This is a genomic window from Citrobacter enshiensis (assembly GCF_029338175.1).
GTDB lineage: Bacteria > Pseudomonadota > Gammaproteobacteria > Enterobacterales > Enterobacteriaceae > Citrobacter_D > Citrobacter_D enshiensis.
This window is the reverse complement of the sequence record NZ_CP119862.1, coordinates 3,531,394-3,551,190: the sequence shown is the minus strand read 5'-3', so window position 1 is coordinate 3,551,190 and position 19,797 is coordinate 3,531,394. Positions and strand designations below refer to the sequence as shown.

Sequence of the window (19,797 nt, the reverse complement as noted above, 5' to 3'; positions counted from 1 at the left end):
TTCTTCGCTCCGTTAGCCACCCGTAAAAACGACCATGAAATTTCCCGGTAAACGCAAATCCAAACACTATTTCCCCGTTAATGCGCGCGATCTCCTGCTGCAACAAATTCAACCCGAAAACGAGACCAACGCGTCATGGGTCGTGGGTATCGATCAGACCCTGGTGGACATTGAAGCCAAAGTCGATGACGACTTTGTACAACGTTATGGATTGAGTGCCGGACATTCGCTGGTCATTGAAGATGATGTTGCGGAAGCGCTGTATCAGGAACTGGTACGCGAGAATTTGATCACCCATCAATTTGCGGGTGGCACCATCGGCAATACCATGCACAACTACTCGGTGCTGGCCGATGACCGTTCCGTTCTGCTTGGCGTGATGTGCCGCAATATCGAGATTGGCGGCTATGCCTATCGCTATTTGTGCAATACCTCCAGCCGTACCGACCTGAACTATTTGCAGGGCGTTGATGGCCCGATTGGTCGTTGCTTTACATTGATTGGCGAGTCCGGCGAACGCACTTTTGCGATAAGCCCTGGATACATGAACCAACTGCATGCGGACAGCATTCCGGAGTCGGTGATTGCCGGCGCCTCCGCGCTGGTGCTGACCTCCTATCTGGTGCGCTGCAAACCGGGTGAGCCGATGCCGGAAGCCACCATGAAGGCGATTGAATACGCCAAAAAGTACGATGTCCCGGTGGTGCTGACCCTGGGGACCAAGTTCGTCATTGCCGACAATCCACAGTGGTGGCAGGCATTCCTGAAAGAGAATGTCTCGATACTGGCGATGAACGAAGAAGAAGCGCAGGCGCTGACCGGGGAAAACGATCCGCTGCTGGCATCCGATAAAGCGTTGGATTGGGTGGATTTAGTGCTCTGCACCGCCGGTCCGGTTGGTCTGTATATGGCCGGTTTTACGGAAGATTCAGTCAAGCGCAAAACGCAGCATCCGCTGCTGCCAGGTGCGATTGCCGAGTTTAACCAGTACGAGTTTAGCCGTGCATTGCGCCACAAAGATTGCATTACCCCGCTGCGTATTTATTCGCATATTGCGCCGTACATGGGGGGGCCGGAAAAAATCATGAACACCAATGGAGCGGGCGATGGCGCGCTGGCGGCGTTGTTGCACGATATCACCGCCAACAGCTATCACCGCGCCAGCGTGCCGAATTCCAGCAAACACCAATTTAGCTGGCTGACCTATTCGTCGTTAGCGCAGGTGTGTAAATATGCCAACCGCGTGAGCTATCAGGTACTGAACCAGCATTCGCCACGCTTAACACGCGGTCTGCCGGAGCGTGAGGATAGTCTCGAAGAGGCATACTGGGAGCGTTAATGTTGTTTGCCCGATGGCGCTATCGGGCAAGCATGCAGCCACGTAGGCCGGATAAGGCGTTTTCGCCGCCATCCGGCAATATTGCGCTAACGGACAAGCATATAGGCCTGATAAGACGCATCTGCGTCGCCATCAGGCAAATAACAACGTTATCCCGTCACCACTTCGCCTGCGGGTGGTGTTTCCAGCAGTTCCAGCATGGTGCGCGCGATTTCTCGTTCGCCCATGACCACCTGATTCGCACCCCGTTCGGTAATGTATTCCACTTCATCGTCATAATGGGCGCGGGCGATAATTTCGATATCCGGGCATTTTTCGCGCGCGGACGCGACAATCTCACCGGCTTCATAACCGTTTGGAATGGTCAGGAGCAGCCAGCGGGCGCAGTCCAGATGCGCCAGACTCATGATCTCTTCATTGGCGGCGTTGCCTAATACGGCACGAATTCCACGTTCACGCAGTTCATCGACACGGGTACGTGAGGTTTCGATGACCACCAGCGGAATACCGGCCGCCATTAACTTCTCGCCCAGCAGGCTACCGACGCGGCCAAAACCGACCAGTAGCGCGTGGTTGCAGATATCCACCGGGATCTGCTTCTCTTCTTCGATGGCCTCTTCCAGCGTTTGCTCTTCGAGGGTTTCGGTTTTCGCGAGATATTTTTCCAGCAGCGCAAACAGCACCGGATTGAGCATAATGGAGAGGATCGCCCCCGCCAGAACAAGATTCTGCCCGGCTTGCGGCAGCAGATTCAGCGCCATCCCCAGCCCTGCCAGAATAAACGCAAACTCACCGATTTGCGCCAGGCTGGTGGCGATGGTTAATGCGGTACGCTGCGAGTGGCCAAACAGGCGCACGAGGAAAAAGGCGGCGACGGATTTACCGAAAATAATGATCGCCAGCGTCGCCAGAACGGCCAGCGGTTGTTGAATCAGAATCAGTGGATCAAACAACATGCCGACGGAAACAAAGAACAGTACGGCAAACGCATCACGCAGCGGCAGCGTGTCATGCGCCGCACGGTGGCTCAGTTCCGACTCGTTCAGCACCATCCCGGCGAAGAAAGCCCCCAGCGCAAAGGAGACGTCAAACAGTTCGACCGCGCCAAACGCGATCCCCAGCGCCAGCGCCAGCACAGAGAGGGTAAACAACTCCCTTGAGCCTGTCGCTGCGCTACGCGCCATAATCCACGGCACCAGACGACGCCCGACCAGCATCATAATCGCGATAAACGCGACCACTTTACCGATGGTAATGCCCATGTCGACCGCCAGTGACGCAAAACCGACGTTGTCCTTTTCCATCATACCGGCAACGGCGGGCAGCAGAACCAGCGTCAGCACCATCACCAGATCTTCAACAATCAGCCAGCCAATGGCGATTTGCCCCCGCTGGCTGTCGATAAGCTGTCGCTCTTCAAGCGCCCGCAACAGTACCACGGTACTGGCGGTGGAAAGACATAACCCAAAGACGATACCGGTCATCGGCGACCAGCCCAGCATTGCGGAAAGCGCCATACCCAGTAACGTCGCCACGGCTATCTGGGCGATCGCACCGGGAATGGCGATGGCCTTTACCGCCATCAAATCCTTCAGAGAGAAGTGCAACCCCACGCCGAACATCAGCAGGATAACGCCAAGTTCCGCCAGTTCAGGCGCAAGTTTAGTATCAGCCACAAAACCAGGAGTAAAAGGACCGGCCAGTACGCCCGCTAACAGATATCCCACCAGAGGAGAAATACGCAGTTTATTGGCAAGCATGCCGAATATAAAAGCGAGCACAAGGCCACCTACAATGGTGGTGATAAGCGGGGTGGCGTGATGCATTCCGTCTCCTTTCTGGGTTGCGTTGATCCATTTTTGGCCTGGAAACCAAAATTCCAGGTAATAGTTTATGACAATTTCGATGTTTATGTTTATGAATAATTGTTGAAATTTGATGAAAAATGGAATTTAGACAGAAAAACGCACGGATCGGAAAACAAAGGGGGGCTATGAAGAGCAAAGGCTTATGGTAACTGGAAGTGATGGCGGCCAAAGTTTGCCTTTGGCCGCAGGAAAATCACGCTTTATGTCGGTTATCAGGTAAGAATATGGTCAGTATCCCCAGAAGTGGCAGGAAAGCACAGATTTTGTAGACCAAATCGATACTGGTATGGTCGGCAACCAGCCCTAACACGGCAGCGCCAAGGCCGCCCATACCAAAGGCAAAACCGAAAAACAGACCGGAAACCATGCCGATACGACCCGGAAGCAGCTCCTGAGCATAGACCAGGATGGCAGAAAACGCAGAGGCGAGGATAAAACCAATGATCACGGTTAAAATGCCCGTCCAGTAGAGAGTTGCATAGGGCAAAACGAGGGTAAAAGGCGCAACCCCAAGAATAGAACCCCAAATAACATATTTTCTGCCGATCTTGTCACCCAAAGGCCCGCCAATCACCGTTCCTGCTGCAACGGCAAACAGGAAGGCAAACAGATGTATTTGCGCATTTTGTACCGATAATCCGAATTTTTGCATCAGATAAAAGGTGTAATAGCTGCTGATGCTCGCCATATAGAAGTATTTGGAGAATATCAGGATTAACAGGATGCAAACGGCGAGCACCACTTTGTTGCGCGGGAGCGGATTGATAATCGCCGCTTTGGGTTTTCCTTTACTCATCCGATGCTGCGCGGCATACCAGCGGCTTATCTGCGCCAGCACCACAATCGCCAGCAGTGCGGCCAGCACAAACCAGGCCACATTACCTTTGCCATAGGGCGCGATGATAATCGCAGCCAGCAAGGGGCCAAGGGAGCTGCCAAAATTACCCCCCACCTGGAAGATCGACTGCGCGAGGCCGTGGCGTCCGCCTGACGCCATACGCGCCACGCGGGAGGATTCCGGATGAAACACCGATGAACCGATGCCGACCAGCGCCGCCGCTAACAGTACCGCGCCAAAACTGCCGGCCATCGCCAGTAATACCAGACCGCTCAACGTGAAACACATTCCAATCGGCAGCGACCACGGCATGGGATATTTGTCCGTCCAGTAACCGACCACCGGCTGGAGTAGCGATGAGGCTAACTGGAAGGTGAGGGTGATCATCCCAATCTGCATAAAGGTCAGCGAGAATTCGGACTGCAATAGCGGATAAATCGCCAGGATCAGCGACTGAATCATATCGTTCAGCAAGTGGGAAAGGCTGATGGCACCTAAAATGCCAAACGACGTGCGTGCCTGAGCAACGGGCGCAGACGCGCTCGTTAACGGCTGGGTTGGTTCACTCATTGCCATAGAACGTCACTTCTGTTGTTTTGGTTGCGATGTTGGAGATAGTCTGCGTTGTAATTATTACCTGACTAACATACCTGTGGATGGTGTTTGAAGGAAGTCTCAATTCTGAAAACATTTTCGGCTATTATTTCATATCATTGTAATTTCAGCGGTTGATATTGGGTCAGGGAGAGAGGCATGAAATTTTTGAAGCAGGGTGTGGCGCTGGCCGTGTTCGCCGCGTTCGCACTGGCGAGCCAGCCTGCGCAGGCTTATGAGAAAGATAAAACCTATAAAATAACGGTTCTGCACACCAACGATCATCATGGTCACTTCTGGCGTAGCGAATACGGTGAATACGGTCTTTCAGCACAAAAAACGCTGGTGGACGGCATTCGTAAAGAGGTGGCGGAGGAAGGCGGCAGCGTGCTGCTGCTCTCTGGCGGTGATATTAACACAGGCGTTCCAGAGTCTGACCTGCAGGATGCGGAGCCGGATTTCCGGGGGATGAATCTGATTGGCTATGATGCGATGGCCGTCGGTAACCACGAATTTGATAACCCGCTTACCGTCCTCCGCCAGCAGGAAAAGTGGGCTAAATTTCCTTTTCTTTCTGCCAATATCTATCAGAAAAGCACCGGTGAACGCCTGTTCAAACCGTGGGCTATTTTTAAGCGACAGGATCTGAAAATCGCCGTTATCGGTTTAACCACGGATGATACGGCAAAAATTGGCAATCCGGAGTTTTTCACCGACATCGAGTTCCGCAAACCTGCTGAAGAAGCCAACGTGGTGATCCAGGAATTGCAGATCAACGAAAAGCCGGATGTCATTATCGCCACCACACACATGGGGCACTATGACAACGGGAATCACGGATCGAACGCGCCGGGCGATGTCGAAATGGCGCGCAGTCTGCCTGCAGGGGCGCTGGCAATGATTGTGGGTGGTCACTCACAAGATCCGGTGTGTATGGCAGCGGAAAATAAAAAGCAGGTTGATTATGTGCCGGGTACGCCCTGCGCGCCGGACAAACAAAATGGCATCTGGATTGTGCAGGCGCATGAGTGGGGGAAATACGTCGGACGGGCCGATTTTGAGTTTCGTAACGGCGAGATGAAAATGGTGGGCTACCAACTCATTCCCGTCAACCTGAAGAAGAAAGTGACCTGGGATAACGGGAAAAGTGAGCGCATACTTTACACCCCGGAAATCGTCGAGAACCCACAGATGCTCTCTTTGCTGACGCCGTTCCAGAATAAAGGCAAAGCGCAGCTGGATGTGAAAATTGGCAGTGTGAATAGCCGTCTTGAAGGCGATCGCAGTAAAGTCCGTTTTGTACAGACCAACATGGGACATCTTCTGCTCGCTGCGCAGATGGCGCGCACCAGCGCTGACTTTGGCGTGATGAGCGGCGGCGGTATTCGTGATTCTATTGAAGGCGGCAATATCACCTATAAAAGCGTGCTGAAGGTACAACCGTTCGGCAACATCGTGGTGTATGCCGACATGAGCGGGAAAGAGGTGATTGATTATCTGACCGCCGTGGCGCAAATGAAGCCGGACTCTGGGGCCTATCCGCAGTTCGCCAACGTCAGTTTTGTGGCGAAGGACGGCAAGCTCAATGATTTAAAAATCAAGGATGAACCCGTTGATCCGGCGAAAACCTACCGGATGGCGACACTGAGTTTTAACGCCACCGGCGGTGATGGCTATCCGCGAATCGACAATAAACCCGGTTATGTGAATACTGGGTTTATCGATGCGGAAGTGCTCAAACAGTACATTGAGCAGAACTCACCGCTGGATGCGAGTACTTACGAACCGAAAGGGGAAGTGAGCTGGCAATAATGGCCGTTGTGCCGGATGGCGCTTGCGCTTATCCGGCCTACGGGGGCACAGCGTGTAGGTTGCCATTCAGCAAAAAACAATCACGGAGCGGGTATGAATCTGTAGGCCGGATAAGACGCTTGCGTCGTCATCCGGCAAAACATTTAATCCCGGCGGGCGATATCGGCGAATTTAACCGCCACCGGGCATTTTGCTTATTTCAATGGCAATAAGACATCTGTCTGCAATTCATGTTCCGGCAACTGCTGGTCGAGTTGTAAATAACGGAAATAGACCGGAAAATCACGCAATTCCTCACCGCTTTGCGGCAGCCACTGGCGATATAAATAATAAACGCTGTCGCTGATTCGGTCATAGGCTCCGACATGCCTTACCACCGCGCAGCGTCCGCCGGGCAGCGTTTTGCAAATAACGCCTTGCGGGTTAGCCGGAACATGGTCGTTAGCTTTGGTACTCAGTTCACCGCACACATCGAAGCGAAAATCTTCGCCTGGCGTGGTCAGCGGGTCACTATAGGGTACGCCATATGTTCCCTGGGTTGTGTAATCTGACAGCCCGGACGCGATGCGCCATTCAATAAATGATTCTACGGTCTTATTCATCCGTAACGGATCGCCGAAATGTTCCAGCACGGCCACCTTTATCGGTTCAACGGTAATGATTTTCACGTCCATCTTTTCCATCCTCTGCTGAATTTCCCGTACGGGAAACTGGAAATGCATCTGCCAGTCAACCCACACCGGTTCCTTGCGAAAGCGGCTTGGGGTCAGGCCAAAAGTGTTTTTGAAGGCGCGGGAAAATGATTCCGGATTTTCAAAACCGGCGTCTAAAGCAATATCAATCACCTTATCCTGCGATTTATTGATTAACCGGAGTGATGCTCTTTTCAGACGCATCAGCATGACATAGCGGCTGATGCTGATGCCGCAATACAGACTAAACTGGCGGTGAAAGTGAAACCGTGAAAAGCAGGCGACTTCACTGAGTTGTTCAACCGTCAAAGGGCTATCCAGATGCTGTTCGATAAATGCGAACACTTGAGCGAAGCGTCTGGCGTAAAGATCCGTTTTTTCGTTACTCATTTTCCCCTCCTTCAGGACACTCACTTTGCCTGAGAGGCATGTTAGTGTCCTGACTGAAATTGCTCTTTCGGCTGCAGGTATTTTTCGGGAGGGGGGCGTTTATCAATCCCGGCGGGCGATATCCGCAAATTTCGCATCGAGGATCTTCGCCAGATCGCCTGCCGCGAGTTCAATGTCCAGTCCGCGTTTGCCGCCTGAAACATAAATAGTGGCGAACGTCTGGGCGGGTGCGTCAATCAGCGTCGGCAACCGTTTTTTTTGCCCCAGCGGACTGATGCCGCCCACCAGGTATCCTGTTGTACGTTGCGCCACCATCGGGTCAGCCATATCGACCTTTTTGGCGCCCAGCGCTTTGGCGACCTTTTTCAAATCTAACTGCCCGGCCACCGGTGTGACGGCAACGGCCAGCTGTTTCATGTCGCCATTCATGGCAACCAACAGCGTTTTGTAAACCTGATCGGCATTTAATCCTAATTTACGCACCACTTCGTCACCAAAATTTGTTTCATGCGGATCGTGATCGTAGGTATGGATGTTAAACGGGATCTTGTTCTTTTCGAGTAACTTAACTGCGGGAGTCATAACGTTCCTTCTTACTACAAACGTGATATGCCATCAGCATACGTCCGAGGGCGGACGAAAAAATAGTATAATCTTGCGCAATAGGTATTGGCAGTTGCAGCAACTTTGAGCGACAATCGGAAGATCCGGACCTGAGTCCGGCATAATAATAAAGATGAAATTCCTCTTTGACGGGCCAATAGAGATATTGGCCATTTTTTTTAGCGCATCAGTTCCGGTAAATTCCCTTCTCCATACAGATGCAGCGCCCCCACCGCGACGACGTACTGGCCGGGTGGCATGGCGTTGAGTTGATCCCGCCAGGCGATATTACGCTGATGCATAAGCACATCATATAACGACTGACTGAAGGTATTCGGCAGCGTGAGATCGTTATTTTGCGGCGGCGTTTTCAGCCACCAGCTCATCATCTGCTGCAGTAATCTGGCGTTGGTGTGCCAGTGTGCCAGCGTATCGTTCAGCAACGCCAGACCGTTATCGGGCAACTGGCACAGGAGCGCTATCTGGCTGGCCGCCCCTTCCAGTTCAATAATGGATTTTTGTGCCTGCTTCGCTGCCTGCAGTAATTGGTAGTCAATACCATATTCTGCGCGCAATCCCAGCTGTTGCGCCTGGGTTGCCTGTAAGACCATGGCGATTTGCCACAGCGGCTGGGTTGAGAAGAGAGACGCAGAGATCCCCAGTTCATCGGTGACTTTATGCAGATGACGCAACTGCTCTTCGCTGATACGTTCTTCCAGCGCGGCAAACGTGGGGAGATTCACAAACGGGGTATCGTCGCCGGAGACATCGGCTTCAACGATCAACGCATCGGCTTGTCTGAGCTTTTTCAGTAATTTGGCGGGTAGGGGAGCCATATCGCGACTGCCCATATGGATACTGCCGACCAGATGAAAATGACGATTACCGGGCAAGACAACGTCGATGGCAGGCCAGGTATAATGGTTACCGCGCAATGCGCGCCAGAACGATTTTACCCAGTACATCAGATCCATACGACCTCCCTTAGTAGAGCTCCATGCTAGCGCGTGGTCCGGGAAGGTGCAATGCGTGAATTGCCGGATGGCGCTGCTTTGGCGTCGCCATCCGGCAAAGATTTACTCTTTCGGTTTAAACCGTAACAGACGGTTGGCATTGCTCACCACGGTAATCGAAGAGAGCGCCATTGCCGCACCGGCGACGACCGGGTTGAGCAATGTACCGGTGAGCGGCCACAGAATACCGGCGGCTACCGGAATACCGATACTGTTATAGATAAACGCCCCCAGCAGGTTCTGCTTCATGTTACGCAGCGTGGCGCGCGAGATGGCAAGCGCATCCGCCACCCCCATCAGACTATGGCGCATCAACGTGATGGCTGCGGTTTCAATGGCCACATCGCTGCCGCCGCCCATCGCGATACCTACATCGGCCTGCGCCAGCGCCGGTGCATCGTTGATACCATCGCCGACCATGGCGACCTGACGCCCCTGACTTTGCAGGCGCTTGATCGCATCGGCTTTGCCGTCCGGTAAGACGCCCGCAATCACCTCATCAATACCCGCCTCTTTGGCAATCGCGTTGGCGGTCGTCGGGTTATCACCGGTTAACATCACCAGACGGTAGCCTGCACGATGCAGACGCTGGAGCGCCGCCACGCTATCGCTGCGCAGGGGGTCGCGTACCGCCAGCAGTGCCGCCGCTTTGCCGTCGATAGCCAGCAGCACCGGGGTTGAACCCTGTGACGCACGGGCTGAAATCTCTGCGTCCATTTCGGTGGTATCCACCTGCTGTTCATTTAACAGCGCCTGGTTGCCCAGCAGCAGGGTATGCCCCTCCGCTTCACCACTCACGCCTAAACCGCGCAGCGTCCGGAAACCCTTCACCTGCGGCAGCGTTGATTCTGCGGCTTTTTCCAGAATGGCGCGGGCCAGCGGGTGGCTGGAGCCTTGTTCAAGGGCCGCCGCCAGACGTAGCGCCTGGGCTTCATCTGTTGTGCCAAAGGTTTTGATCGCCACCACCTGCGGTTTCCCTTCGGTCAGCGTGCCGGTTTTATCAAAGACCACCGTATCCAGCGTACTGGCGCGTTGTAAGGCATCGGCATCCCGGACCAGCACGCCAAATTCAGCGGCGCGGCCCACGCCGGAAATAATCGACATCGGCGTTGCCAGCCCCAGCGCACACGGACAGGCGATAATCAGCACGGTGGTGGCTATCACCAGCGTGTAGACAATTTGCGGCGCCGGGCCAAAGAAATACCATATAGCGGCGCTGACCAGCGCAATCACCACCACGACGGGCACAAAGACGGCAGAAATTTTATCGGCCAACTGACCGATTTCCGGTTTGCTGCTCTGCGCCTGGCGTACCATGCGGATAATCCGCGACAGGGTGGTGTGGCTGCCGACCGCGCTGGCGCGAAACAGCACGCTGCCGTCCTGAACGACCGTCCCGGCATGCACGTTGTCACCTTCGCCTTTCTGTTGCGGGATCGGTTCACCGGTGAGCATGGCTTCATCCAGCCAGGCTTCGCCCTGGGTGATTTCACCATCGACCGGCACGCGATCGCCGGTGGTCAGTCGCAGTAACATACCGGCCTGAACCTCAGCCAGTGGCACGCTTTTTTCACCCTCTTCGGTGACGACGCGCGCCGTCGGCGGCGTTAAATCGAGAAGTTTTTCCAGCGCCTTCGAAGAGCGCTGACGGGCGCGCGCTTCCAGCATGTGTCCGAGGTTAATCAGACCGATGATCATCGCGCTCGCTTCATAATAGAGATGGCGCGCTTCCATCGGGAACCACTGCGGCCACAGGTTGACGCTCATTGAGTAGAGCCAGGCCACCCCGGTACCGAGTGCGACCAGCGTATCCATCGTGGCGGCGCCGTTCATCAGGCTCTTCCACGCACTGCGATAAAAATGGCCGCCCGCAAAGACCATCACGGCGAGGGTGGCGAGACCAATTGCGAGCCACAGGCTGCGGTTATCGGCGGTGACCATCATGTTGTCGCCGATCATCCCCCAGACCATCACCGGTACGCCAACCAGCAGAGCGACAATCGCCTGCCAGCGGAAGCGCTTCATGGTGGCGACGGCGGTCTCCTGCTGGCGTTCACGGCGTTTCGCGTCATCTTCAATGGCTTCTGCGCCGTAGCCAGCTTTTTCCACCGCCTGCACTAAATCTGCGGCGGACGCGCTGCCCATCACCAGCGCAGTGCGTTCCGCCAGGTTTACCCGTGCCTGCGTGACGCCCGGTACGTTTTGCAACGCATTTTGTACCCGGGAAACACAGCTGGCGCAGCTCATGCCGCTTAACAGCAGTTGTTGGCTGTCATCATCGGTCGTTGCTGCCGGAAGCTCAGGAGGGACCGCTGCCAGCGCTTCCGACGGGGTTGATGACTCCGCCAGCGGTTTAGCCTTTGGGTGGCTTAACTCCGCACCATAGCCAGCTTGTTTGATGGTTTCGATCAGGGCTTCGGCGCTGGCGCTACCGGTGACGTGCGCTTCAGTCACGGTGACGTCCGCCTGTTCCACGTCCGGGCGCTGCTCAAGACTCTCTTTTACGCGTTTGACGCAGTGACCACAGGACAGGCCGTCCAGGGTCAGGTCGATGGTTTGAGACATAACAAAACTCCTTTAAAATGGTCAGATATTTATTGACCTGAGTAATCGTATTGACTAACTGTTATAAAGGTTAAACCTTCCATCAAGGGTAAGGTCAAGGGGGAAATGTGAATATTAGCGATGTGGCGAAAAAAACCGGGTTAACCAGTAAAGCGATTCGATTTTATGAAGAGAAAGGGCTGGTGACGCCGCCGCTGCGCAGTGAAAATGGATATCGCACGTACACCCAGCAACATCTGAATGAATTGACGTTATTACGTCAGGCGCGCCAGGTGGGATTTAACCTGGAAGAGTGCGGCGAACTGGTGAATTTATTTAACGACCCGGGGCGGCACAGCGCCGATGTGAAAAAGCGGACGCTGGAGAAAGTCGCCGAAATTGAACGGCACATCAGCGAGCTACAGGCGATGCGCGGGCAACTGCTGGCGCTGGCGGATTCCTGTCCTGGCGACGACAGCGCAGAGTGCCCGATTATCGATAATCTTTCTGGCTGCTGTCACCACAAAATTCAGGCTTAACGGCCAGGCTGTTTGAGCATAAACACCACGGTGCCGCGATACCAGGCAGAGGTCCTGAGTTGCGCGTCGTCCTGTGCGTCCCAACTCCCGTTCTGCACCAGCCCGAGCTTAAAGGGAATGCGCAGCCGCTGCAGCGCGGGCAAATAGTGCGCGTAGTTGTCGACCGTATGACGCCCCTGATAGCTTTGCACCACCAGCTCATCCACCGGCAGTGCGTTGAGGGTGTCGATATCGCCCGTTTTCGCCCAGTCCAGCAATCCGGTCACGCCAAGGGCAAACTCGGGCGGTAACTGTTGACGCAACTGACGCAAAAAAACCGCATAGTCCGCCAGTTGATGGGTGGCGGCGTCAAAATCGACCTGCAAGCCGATGACCTGGTTGCCTGTTTTTTGCCAGCGCTGCATCAGGTGGACAATCCGCGCCGGGATCGCCTCCGGCACGTCAAGCGTCGTAAAGCGCACGGTGAGCCAGATCGTCGGAAACGTCAGACGACTCACCGGCAATCCCAGGCGCTGAAAGACCACCTCGCCTGAGCGTGTCAGTACCTCGCCCTGATGCAGGTAGACCGTTTGCGCATTTTTCAGGTCAGCGCTGGCTTTCACGCCAGACCACAGCCAGAACGCCTGGTGTTCGCGGGCATTGACCGTCTCTGCCGCCTGCGACTGACCTGTCAGCAGTGCGACTACCAGTAATACTTGAGCTTTTGTGCCCACGGGCTACCCGGATACTCTGTTTTCAACTGCGTGAACCAGCCTTTGCGCTGTACCTTATCGATCTCTTCGCCGCCACACTCGTTCATCCCGGACGGCGAATAGCACATGATGGCCCGGTAGAGGGCGTAGCTTTTATCCTCGGGTTCCGCTTTCGGTGAGGCGATAACCTGCTGATAGTAGCTCTGGCGATCAAACTGGCCATACGGATGTTTGCGGTCGATAGCTGCCTCCAGCACGTCATTACCACTGCCATCTTTCCACAGGTCGACATGGGTTTGCGTGGTGCGGAAAAATTCGCCAAGGCAGTTGAGGGCATGCGCGTCGTTGGCTTTTTTGCTCAGGACGCCTACCGTTTCGCTCAGGCCACGACAGACGTATCCGGTATCAGCCGCGCTGCCATTCCAGTCAAAGACGCTCAGATTCACATCGTCGAAGGACTCACCGATGACCGGCGGCGTAATCGCCTTCACCAGTTTGATATCGGTTAACCAGTCGCTAAAACGGTTTTCGGTGAGATCGCGAACCAGCAGCGTGTGCAGGGCGATGGTGCGTTCTTCATTATTCGTTCCCTGGGGCGCCTGCTGGCGCAACAGTTCGAGCGGAGCCTGCGTTTTCAGAACCCGGGAGCGGAATCGCAGGTTGGTCACCGGACTTTGCGGGGCAAAAATCGCGTTAATCTCATTGTTGAAAACCAGCGTCGCGGCGAGTTTTGCCTGTAGATACTGCTGCTGCTCGTTATCCTGGCTGAGTTTCAGCAACTGTTGCCAGAAATCACGCGCCGCCTGCCACTGTTGTTGTCCCATCAGCGCTTCGCCGTACAGAACCTGCTCACTGAAGGCGAGAATATCATGGGCCGGGAGCTGTTTTGCCGGGGTGATGGCCTGAACGATCGCGGCGTAGTTGCCCGTCGCCATCCATAGATTGAGCTGCAGGTTGCGCCACAGCGGCGCTTTTCCACCTTTCTCAAATGCCGGTTTGCTGCTGTCGAGGAAGGCTTGCGTCAGCGTTGGTTTCTTGTCGCTGTTCGGGCGCAGCGCACGTAATAATTCGATGTAACTGACCTGTAGCGCATCAGGGAATGCTTCCGTGAACGGGGCGTTGTAGAAGCGCATGCCATACACGTTATCGTATTCGGTCACCAGACGACGCAGTGCGTCAGGATCTTTTGCCTGCTGGAATGTCTGCTCATACAATGCCGCCAGTTGTGGCCACGCTTGCTGATACCAGTTGATACGGCGCAGCATGCCGCGAGCCGAATCGGCATACAGGCCTTGCGGCCAGCGTTGCAGATAACGCTGTGCGGCTTCTTGCGCCTGGTTTGCAAACTGCTGGTCTACCTTGCTGATATCAAAATCGCCGTATTCGCCGGTACTGTGCTGGGTACTCTTGTTCAGCGCCGTGCGCATCAGCATGTATTGCGCTGTCTCTTCCAGCCACGGATTTTTGCTGTTCACCAGGGCGGTGAAATCCTGCTCTGCGGATTTGTAGTCTTCAGTGTAGAAATAGGTGGCACCGGTCAGATACGTTTTGTACAGCAGGGCGGAGGAATCTGCCGGAAGCGTTACAAGCGCTTCAGAGACCTGCCCGGTTGTGGCGCCACCCCAGATTGCCATGCGCGCCTGCGCCAGCGCATGACGTTGTTCCGGCGTAAGCGTAGCGTCATTGATCAGCGCCGTGAAAAATTGACTCACGCCGTCGCTGCTATTCGAGACGTAGCGGTTTTCCAGTCCGCTGTCGTTTTCGCTCAGACGCGCGATCTCCGCCGGATCGAGTTGCAGCGCAGTCGCCTGCTGAGTCAGCGTCGGGTTCTCACTGGATGTCGCGGTTGACGCAGAGGGGGCGCTCACCGCATCCCATTGCGGATGATAGGCAAAATAGTAATCGCGGGAACGGGTGATATCCGCAGGCATCGACTGCACGGGGAGTGCGAATGACTTTGCTTCGCTGAATAACCGCAGCAGGTTGTCACGGGTATCATTTCCGGGAGTGAGTACGGGAACGCCTTTCAGCAGGCAGTTTTCGCTGCTCCACGTGCAGTCTTCGATATCGAAAGAGGCGAATGCCTGTGGCGCACTCGCCAGCAGCGCGCAGAGGGCGAGTGTAAGGGGAGTCTTCCTGGCCATAATAGTATTTATTCCCTGATGATTATTGTTCTGATAATACCGATTTGATTTTCAACGTAATGCCTTCTACAGCGATCACTTCGACATGCGTACCGGCAGTGAGATCCTGATCGGCGCTGACGGGCCAGGAGCTGTCGCCGACCCGCATGTGACCATGCCCGTTGACCAGCGTAGTGTCCAGAATAAACCGACGCCCAACCAGTTGTTGTCCGCGTTGATTGAGATGGCTGTCTGACGGTTTTTTCTCACCGACATGCCGCGTCAGCCACTTCCACCAGAACCACGCTGCCAGCAGGGTTAACACAGAAAACAGCGTCCCCTGCCACTCCCAACCGAGTGGTAAGAGCCAGACCGTTAATCCGGTGATCACCGCTGCCACGCCGCTCCAGAGCAGATAGCCGTTACCGCCGAGCATCTCAGCGGCCAGCAACAGACCGCCGAGGCTGAGCCAGAAAAGATGCGGATGTACCAGAATCATCTCAATCATGGGTTTTTCCGTTCGCTGGCGCTGTCCTTAATCAGTTCGGTGATCCCGGCAATGGAGCCCATCAGACTGCTGGCATCAAGCGGCATCATCACCACTTTACTGTTGTTAGCCGAACCAATTTTTTGCAGCGCTTCGGTGTATTTCTGCGCTACGAAATAGTTAACGGCCTGAATGTTCCCGGAGGCGATAGCCTCAGAAACCATTTGCGTGGCGCGGGCTTCCGCTTCGGCGGAGCGTTCGCGGGCTTCTGCCTGTAAAAATGCCGACTGACGGTCACCTTCGGCGATCAAAATTTTTGACTGTTTCTCACCCTCAGCTTTGACGATTTCCGCCTGGCGGATCCCTTCGGCTTCCAGGATATAGGCACGTTTGGTACGTTCCGCTTTCATCTGCGCGTTCATGGCGTCGATCAACTCCGCCGGCGGGCGAACATCGCGGATTTCAATGCGGGTAATTTTGATACCCCACGGGTTGGTGGCTTCATCAACAATGTGCAACAGGCGGGTATTGATGTTGTCGCGCTGGGAGAGCATTTCATCAAGCTCCATCGAGCCCAGCACGGTACGGATGTTCGTCATGGTCAGATTGATGATGGCCAGCTCCAGATTACTGACTTCATACGCGGCTTTCGGCGCATCAATCACCTGGATAAAGCAGACCGCATCAATCGAAACGTTGGCGTTATCTTTCGAGATGACTTCCTGCGATGGAATATCGAGCACCTGTTCCATCATATTGATTTTTCGGCCAATGCGATCCATAAACGGGACCACGAGACTCAGACCCGGCTGCAGTGTATTGGTATAGCGACCAAATCGCTCTACGGTCCACTGGTATCCTTGCGGAACGATTTTGACGCCAGCACCGACAATCACCAGTGCGACGAAAATAAGAATCGGGATAAAGATAAGCATCGATAAACCTCCTGTAGTGTTGTCCATGTCAAAAACGATTTTTATTGTCTCTGTTAATCAATTATACCTGATTAATCATAGTGAGTTACCTCCTGGTCATTAGAGGGATACACTACATTTTTGCCAGAAACATGAAAAACGGATGTGTAATGAAAGAAGAAAGCATTTTGCTCCAGCTAAAAAGGGTGGGATACCAGGCTGGAGCTACCAACATTCTGAATAACATCAGTTTTAATCTTAGAGCGGGGGAGTTTAAGCTGATTACCGGCCCTTCAGGATGTGGTAAGAGCACGCTGCTAAAAATTGTAGCATCGCTGATAAGCCCAAGCCACGGCGAGATCGTGTTTGCCGGGGACGAGATAACCACGTTGAATCCCGAACACTATCGCCAGCAAGTCTCTTATTGCGCTCAGACGCCCGCGCTGTTTGGCGACACGGTTTACGATAATCTGATTTTCCCGTGGCAGATCCGTCATCAACGTCCAGATCCTTACGCATTTGCCGCCGATCTGGCGCGCGTCGAATTACCGCAAGAGATCCTGACCAAGAGTATTGTCGAACTTTCGGGGGGTGAGAAACAGCGGATCGCTTTAATCCGCAACTTACAGTTTCTGCCTAAAGTGCTGCTGCTGGATGAAATTACCAGCGCGTTGGATGAACACAATAAACGCAATGTGAACGATCTTATCCATCATTATGTCCGCGATAAAAATATCGGTGTGTTATGGGTCACTCACGATAAAGATGAGATAAACCATGCGGATAAAGTGATCACACTCCAGCCTCATGCCGGAGAAATGCAGGAAGCAACCTATGAACGAGCATAATATTACGAATGAATCTCTGGCATTCGCGATGATGCTGGTGGTGGTGGCGATAATGATTAGCCACAAAGAAAAACTGGCGCTGGAGAAAGAGATTCTCTGGAGTATCTGCCGGGCGGTGATCCAGCTTGTCATTGTGGGTTATGTCTTAAAATACATATTCGGCGTTAATCATGCCGTTTTGACCATTTTGATGGTGTTATTCATCTGTTTTAATGCGGCGTATAACGCGCAAAAGCGCAGTAAATATATCGACAAAGCCTTTATCTCATCGTTTATCGCTATTACGTCCGGCGCGGGATTAACGCTGGCGGTATTAGTGCTTTCTGGCTCCATTGAATTTGTACCCATGCAGGTGATCCCCATTTCCGGCATGATTGCGGGGAACGCGATGGTGGCCGTCGGTCTGTGTTACAACAATCTCGGTCAGCGATTTACGGGTGAACAACAGCAGATTCAGGAAAAACTAAGCCTGGGCGCAACGCCGAAAATGGCGTCTGCCGGACTTATCCGCGACAGCATTCGCGCGTCGCTTATTCCGACCATAGATTCAGCGAAAACGGTGGGCCTGGTGAGTTTACCGGGGATGATGTCGGGGCTTATTTTTGCCGGTATCGACCCGGTGAAAGCGATTAAATATCAGATAATGGTGACCTTTATGCTGCTCTCAACCGCCAGCCTGTCGACCATTATCGCCTGCTATTTAACCTACCGGAAGTTTTACAATTCGCGCCACCAGCTGGTCGTGGCGCAACTGAAGAAGTCGTGATGTTCGCTCGTATGGCGGCTTACGCCGCCATTATTGATTAATAGAGCAGGGCATACAGCTGGCGGCGGTATTTTGAGGCCAGAGCGTCGCCGGTCCCCAGCGCCGCAAGAATTTCCTGGAACGTTTTACGCGCCTGACCCTCAGCGGCAGAGAGATCTTTCTTCAGATGGCTGAACAACAGTTCCAGCGCTTCTTCATTACGCCCCACCTGATGCAGCTGTAGCGCCAGTTGCGCGGCCAGCGCGGCATCCTGCGGATGCTCTGCAACCTGCTGCTGCAAATGCTGAATTTCCGGGGTATCCGCTGCCTGTTTCAGCAGTTCAATTTGTGCGACCAGACCCTGATAACGGGTGTCCTGATCCTGCAATGGCACGGTCTTCAATACCGCTTCGGCATCTTCAGAGCGGTTGAGGGCAATTTGCGTTTCCGCCAGCAGCAGACCGATTTCGCTGTTCTGGCTGGAGAGCTGCCAGGCGTCTTTAAGCAGCGGCAGCGCCTCTGCGTAGTTGCCTTCCTGCATCAGTTGCATCGCCTGCTGCGCTTTCAGCTCTTCTTCACGTGGCAGCACTTTGTCGAGCAGCGCGCGGATGACTTCTTCTGGCTGCGGTCCCTGGAAACCATCCACCGGTTGACCGTTCTGAAACAGATAAACGGTTGGGATGGCGCGCAGACCAAACTGGGAGGCGATCATCTGTTCCGCGTCACAGTCCAGTTTCGCCAGAATAAACTGACCGTTGTATTGCGCAACCAGGCTTTCCAGCACGGGCGTCAGTTGCAGGCAGTGCTGACTACGCTCAGACCAGAAATAGAACAGGACCGGGGTGGTCATTGACTGTTCAAGGGTCTGCTGCAAATTGGATTCGTTAATGTTAACAATATTCTGTACGGACATGGAGTCGCTCTCTTTTGTCTATATTTCCTTTTACATGGGGGCTGAGACGCGTGCTTCAACTCACCCCTGTAAAATTTTGTCCATTATGCGCCCTGGCAGCAGGCGTTTAAGTAGCATGACGGCCCACGTCACCATCGTAACGGGGTAGCGTAATTTCGGTTTATCGCTTTCAAACGCGTGGCGCACTTTGGCGACAACGGCCTCCGGCCCCAGCGTAAAACGCGCGGCGATACCGGGGTTTTCTACCGGTTGGTCATTTTGCGTCTGGTTAACATTTTCTGTGAAGCGGGTGCGGATGGGGCCGGGTTCGATCAGACTGACTTTGATCCCCGTGTGGCGCAGTTCCATACGCAGCGCGTCTGACCAGGCCTCCAGCGCGTATTTGCTGGCCGCGTAAGCGCCGCGACCTGGCGTGGAAATCAGTCCCATCACCGAGGAGGTCATGACAATGCGCCCTTCGCGGTGCGGCAACATGGCGGGCAGCAGACGCATGGTGAGCTGATGTGCGCCGAAGAAATTGGTAGAAAACTGCTGTTCCATCTGCTCGCGGCTGATGGTTGAGAGCGGGCCATAAACGCCATAACCGGCATTATTAAAGATCCCATACAAACAATTATCGGTCAGGGCGAGCACTTCCTGGGCGGCGCAATCCACGCTTTCGGGGGAATCCAGATCCAGCAGAACACCGGTGAAGCCCATACTGTTCATGCGAGCGACGTCTTCGGGTTTGCGGCAGCCCGCCAGGATTTGGAAACCCTGGCGCTTGAGTTCCAGGGCGCTTTCCAGACCGATTCCGCTGGAACATCCTGTTATTAAGACCGATTTTTGCATAACTTTACCTGT

At 54.2% G+C, this 19,797-nt stretch carries 17 protein-coding genes; 5 read left to right on the top strand and 12 right to left on the bottom strand.

All coding sequences use genetic code 11. The features are described 5' to 3' along the window. Positions 1-34: 34 nt before the first annotated feature. A complete protein-coding gene (locus tag P2W74_RS17035; RefSeq protein WP_276292540.1) occupies positions 35-1,339 on the top strand; it encodes an inosine/guanosine kinase in 1,305 nt (434 codons plus the stop codon). Between the two features lie 149 nt (positions 1,340-1,488). Here the strand turns inward: P2W74_RS17035 and ybaL are convergent, their stop codons facing one another. Both ybaL and P2W74_RS17025 read right to left on the bottom strand, forming a co-directional pair. Beyond that, positions 1,489-3,165 carry a YbaL family putative K(+) efflux transporter gene (ybaL, locus tag P2W74_RS17030; protein WP_276292539.1) on the bottom strand — a complete coding sequence of 559 codons (1,677 nt, stop codon included), beginning with the start codon at positions 3,163-3,165 and terminating at the stop codon, positions 1,489-1,491. Between the two features lie 235 nt (positions 3,166-3,400). Beyond that, the gene (locus P2W74_RS17025) at positions 3,401-4,621 is read right to left on the bottom strand and encodes an MFS transporter (RefSeq protein ID WP_276292538.1); all 1,221 of its coding nucleotides are present in this window, start codon (positions 4,619-4,621) and stop codon (positions 3,401-3,403) included. 177 nt (positions 4,622-4,798) lie between these two features. On the opposite strand from P2W74_RS17025, the gene ushA reads away from it, so the two are divergent. Continuing rightward, positions 4,799-6,451 carry a bifunctional UDP-sugar hydrolase/5'-nucleotidase UshA gene (gene ushA / locus P2W74_RS17020; protein ID WP_276292537.1) on the top strand — a complete coding sequence of 551 codons (1,653 nt, stop codon included), beginning with the start codon at positions 4,799-4,801 and terminating at the stop codon, positions 6,449-6,451. Between the two features lie 194 nt (positions 6,452-6,645). Here ushA and P2W74_RS17015 read toward each other — a convergent pair whose 3' ends face one another. From P2W74_RS17015 to copA, 4 genes are all read right to left on the bottom strand, one after another. Next, the gene (locus P2W74_RS17015) at positions 6,646-7,533 is read right to left on the bottom strand and encodes an AraC family transcriptional regulator (RefSeq protein ID WP_276292536.1); all 888 of its coding nucleotides are present in this window, start codon (positions 7,531-7,533) and stop codon (positions 6,646-6,648) included. Between the two features lie 102 nt (positions 7,534-7,635). Next, the gene (ybaK, locus tag P2W74_RS17010; protein WP_276292535.1) at positions 7,636-8,115 is read right to left on the bottom strand and encodes a Cys-tRNA(Pro)/Cys-tRNA(Cys) deacylase YbaK; all 480 of its coding nucleotides are present in this window, start codon (positions 8,113-8,115) and stop codon (positions 7,636-7,638) included. Between the two features lie 200 nt (positions 8,116-8,315). Next, positions 8,316-9,110, bottom strand: a complete 795-nt coding sequence (locus P2W74_RS17005) for a TraB/GumN family protein (RefSeq protein ID WP_276292534.1) — start codon at positions 9,108-9,110, stop codon at positions 8,316-8,318. 102 nt (positions 9,111-9,212) lie between these two features. Beyond that, entirely contained in the window at positions 9,213-11,714 is a 2,502-nt protein-coding gene (gene copA, locus P2W74_RS17000) for a copper-exporting P-type ATPase CopA (protein WP_276292533.1), read from the bottom strand. Between the two features lie 107 nt (positions 11,715-11,821). Here copA and cueR point away from each other — a divergent pair, with 107 nt between their 5' ends. Beyond that, a complete protein-coding gene (gene cueR, locus P2W74_RS16995) occupies positions 11,822-12,232 on the top strand; it encodes a Cu(I)-responsive transcriptional regulator (RefSeq protein WP_271443319.1) in 411 nt (136 codons plus the stop codon). On the opposite strand, the gene P2W74_RS16990 is transcribed toward cueR, so the two are convergent. Genes P2W74_RS16990 through P2W74_RS16975 form a run of 4 tightly spaced genes read right to left on the bottom strand, consistent with a single transcriptional unit; the run spans position 12,229 to position 16,469 of the window. Further along, complete coding sequence (locus P2W74_RS16990; RefSeq protein WP_276292532.1) at positions 12,229-12,945, bottom strand: DUF3142 domain-containing protein; 717 nt, start codon at positions 12,943-12,945, stop codon at positions 12,229-12,231. The genes cueR and P2W74_RS16990 overlap by 4 nt on opposite strands. Then, positions 12,915-15,068 carry a hypothetical protein gene (locus P2W74_RS16985; protein WP_276292531.1) on the bottom strand — a complete coding sequence of 718 codons (2,154 nt, stop codon included), beginning with the start codon at positions 15,066-15,068 and terminating at the stop codon, positions 12,915-12,917. Before P2W74_RS16985 ends, P2W74_RS16990 begins: the two co-directional genes overlap by 31 nt. 22 nt (positions 15,069-15,090) lie before the next feature. Then, positions 15,091-15,555, bottom strand: a complete 465-nt coding sequence (locus tag P2W74_RS16980) for an NfeD family protein (protein WP_203358615.1) — start codon at positions 15,553-15,555, stop codon at positions 15,091-15,093. Beyond that, positions 15,552-16,469 (bottom strand): SPFH domain-containing protein, encoded by a 918-nt coding sequence (locus P2W74_RS16975; RefSeq protein WP_203358614.1) that lies wholly within the window; start codon positions 16,467-16,469, stop codon positions 15,552-15,554. The genes P2W74_RS16980 and P2W74_RS16975 overlap by 4 nt, the downstream gene beginning before the upstream one ends. A 149-nt stretch (positions 16,470-16,618) precedes the next feature. On the opposite strand from P2W74_RS16975, the gene fetA reads away from it, so the two are divergent. Together fetA and fetB are read left to right on the top strand one after the other, a co-directional pair. Continuing rightward, positions 16,619-17,296 (top strand): iron efflux ABC transporter ATP-binding subunit FetA, encoded by a 678-nt coding sequence (gene fetA, locus P2W74_RS16970; RefSeq protein WP_276292530.1) that lies wholly within the window; start codon positions 16,619-16,621, stop codon positions 17,294-17,296. Then, on the top strand, positions 17,283-18,062 hold the full coding sequence (gene fetB, locus P2W74_RS16965) for an iron efflux ABC transporter permease subunit FetB (RefSeq protein ID WP_276292529.1): 780 nt from the start codon (positions 17,283-17,285) through the stop codon (positions 18,060-18,062). The genes fetA and fetB overlap by 14 nt, the downstream gene beginning before the upstream one ends. A gap of 37 nt (positions 18,063-18,099) precedes the next feature. On the opposite strand, the gene P2W74_RS16960 is transcribed toward fetB, so the two are convergent. Both P2W74_RS16960 and P2W74_RS16955 read right to left on the bottom strand, forming a co-directional pair. Further along, positions 18,100-18,954, bottom strand: a complete 855-nt coding sequence (locus tag P2W74_RS16960) for a co-chaperone YbbN (RefSeq protein ID WP_276292528.1) — start codon at positions 18,952-18,954, stop codon at positions 18,100-18,102. Between the two features lie 60 nt (positions 18,955-19,014). After that, positions 19,015-19,785 carry an SDR family oxidoreductase gene (locus P2W74_RS16955; RefSeq protein WP_203358610.1) on the bottom strand — a complete coding sequence of 257 codons (771 nt, stop codon included), beginning with the start codon at positions 19,783-19,785 and terminating at the stop codon, positions 19,015-19,017. Positions 19,786-19,797: the final 12 nt, after the last annotated feature.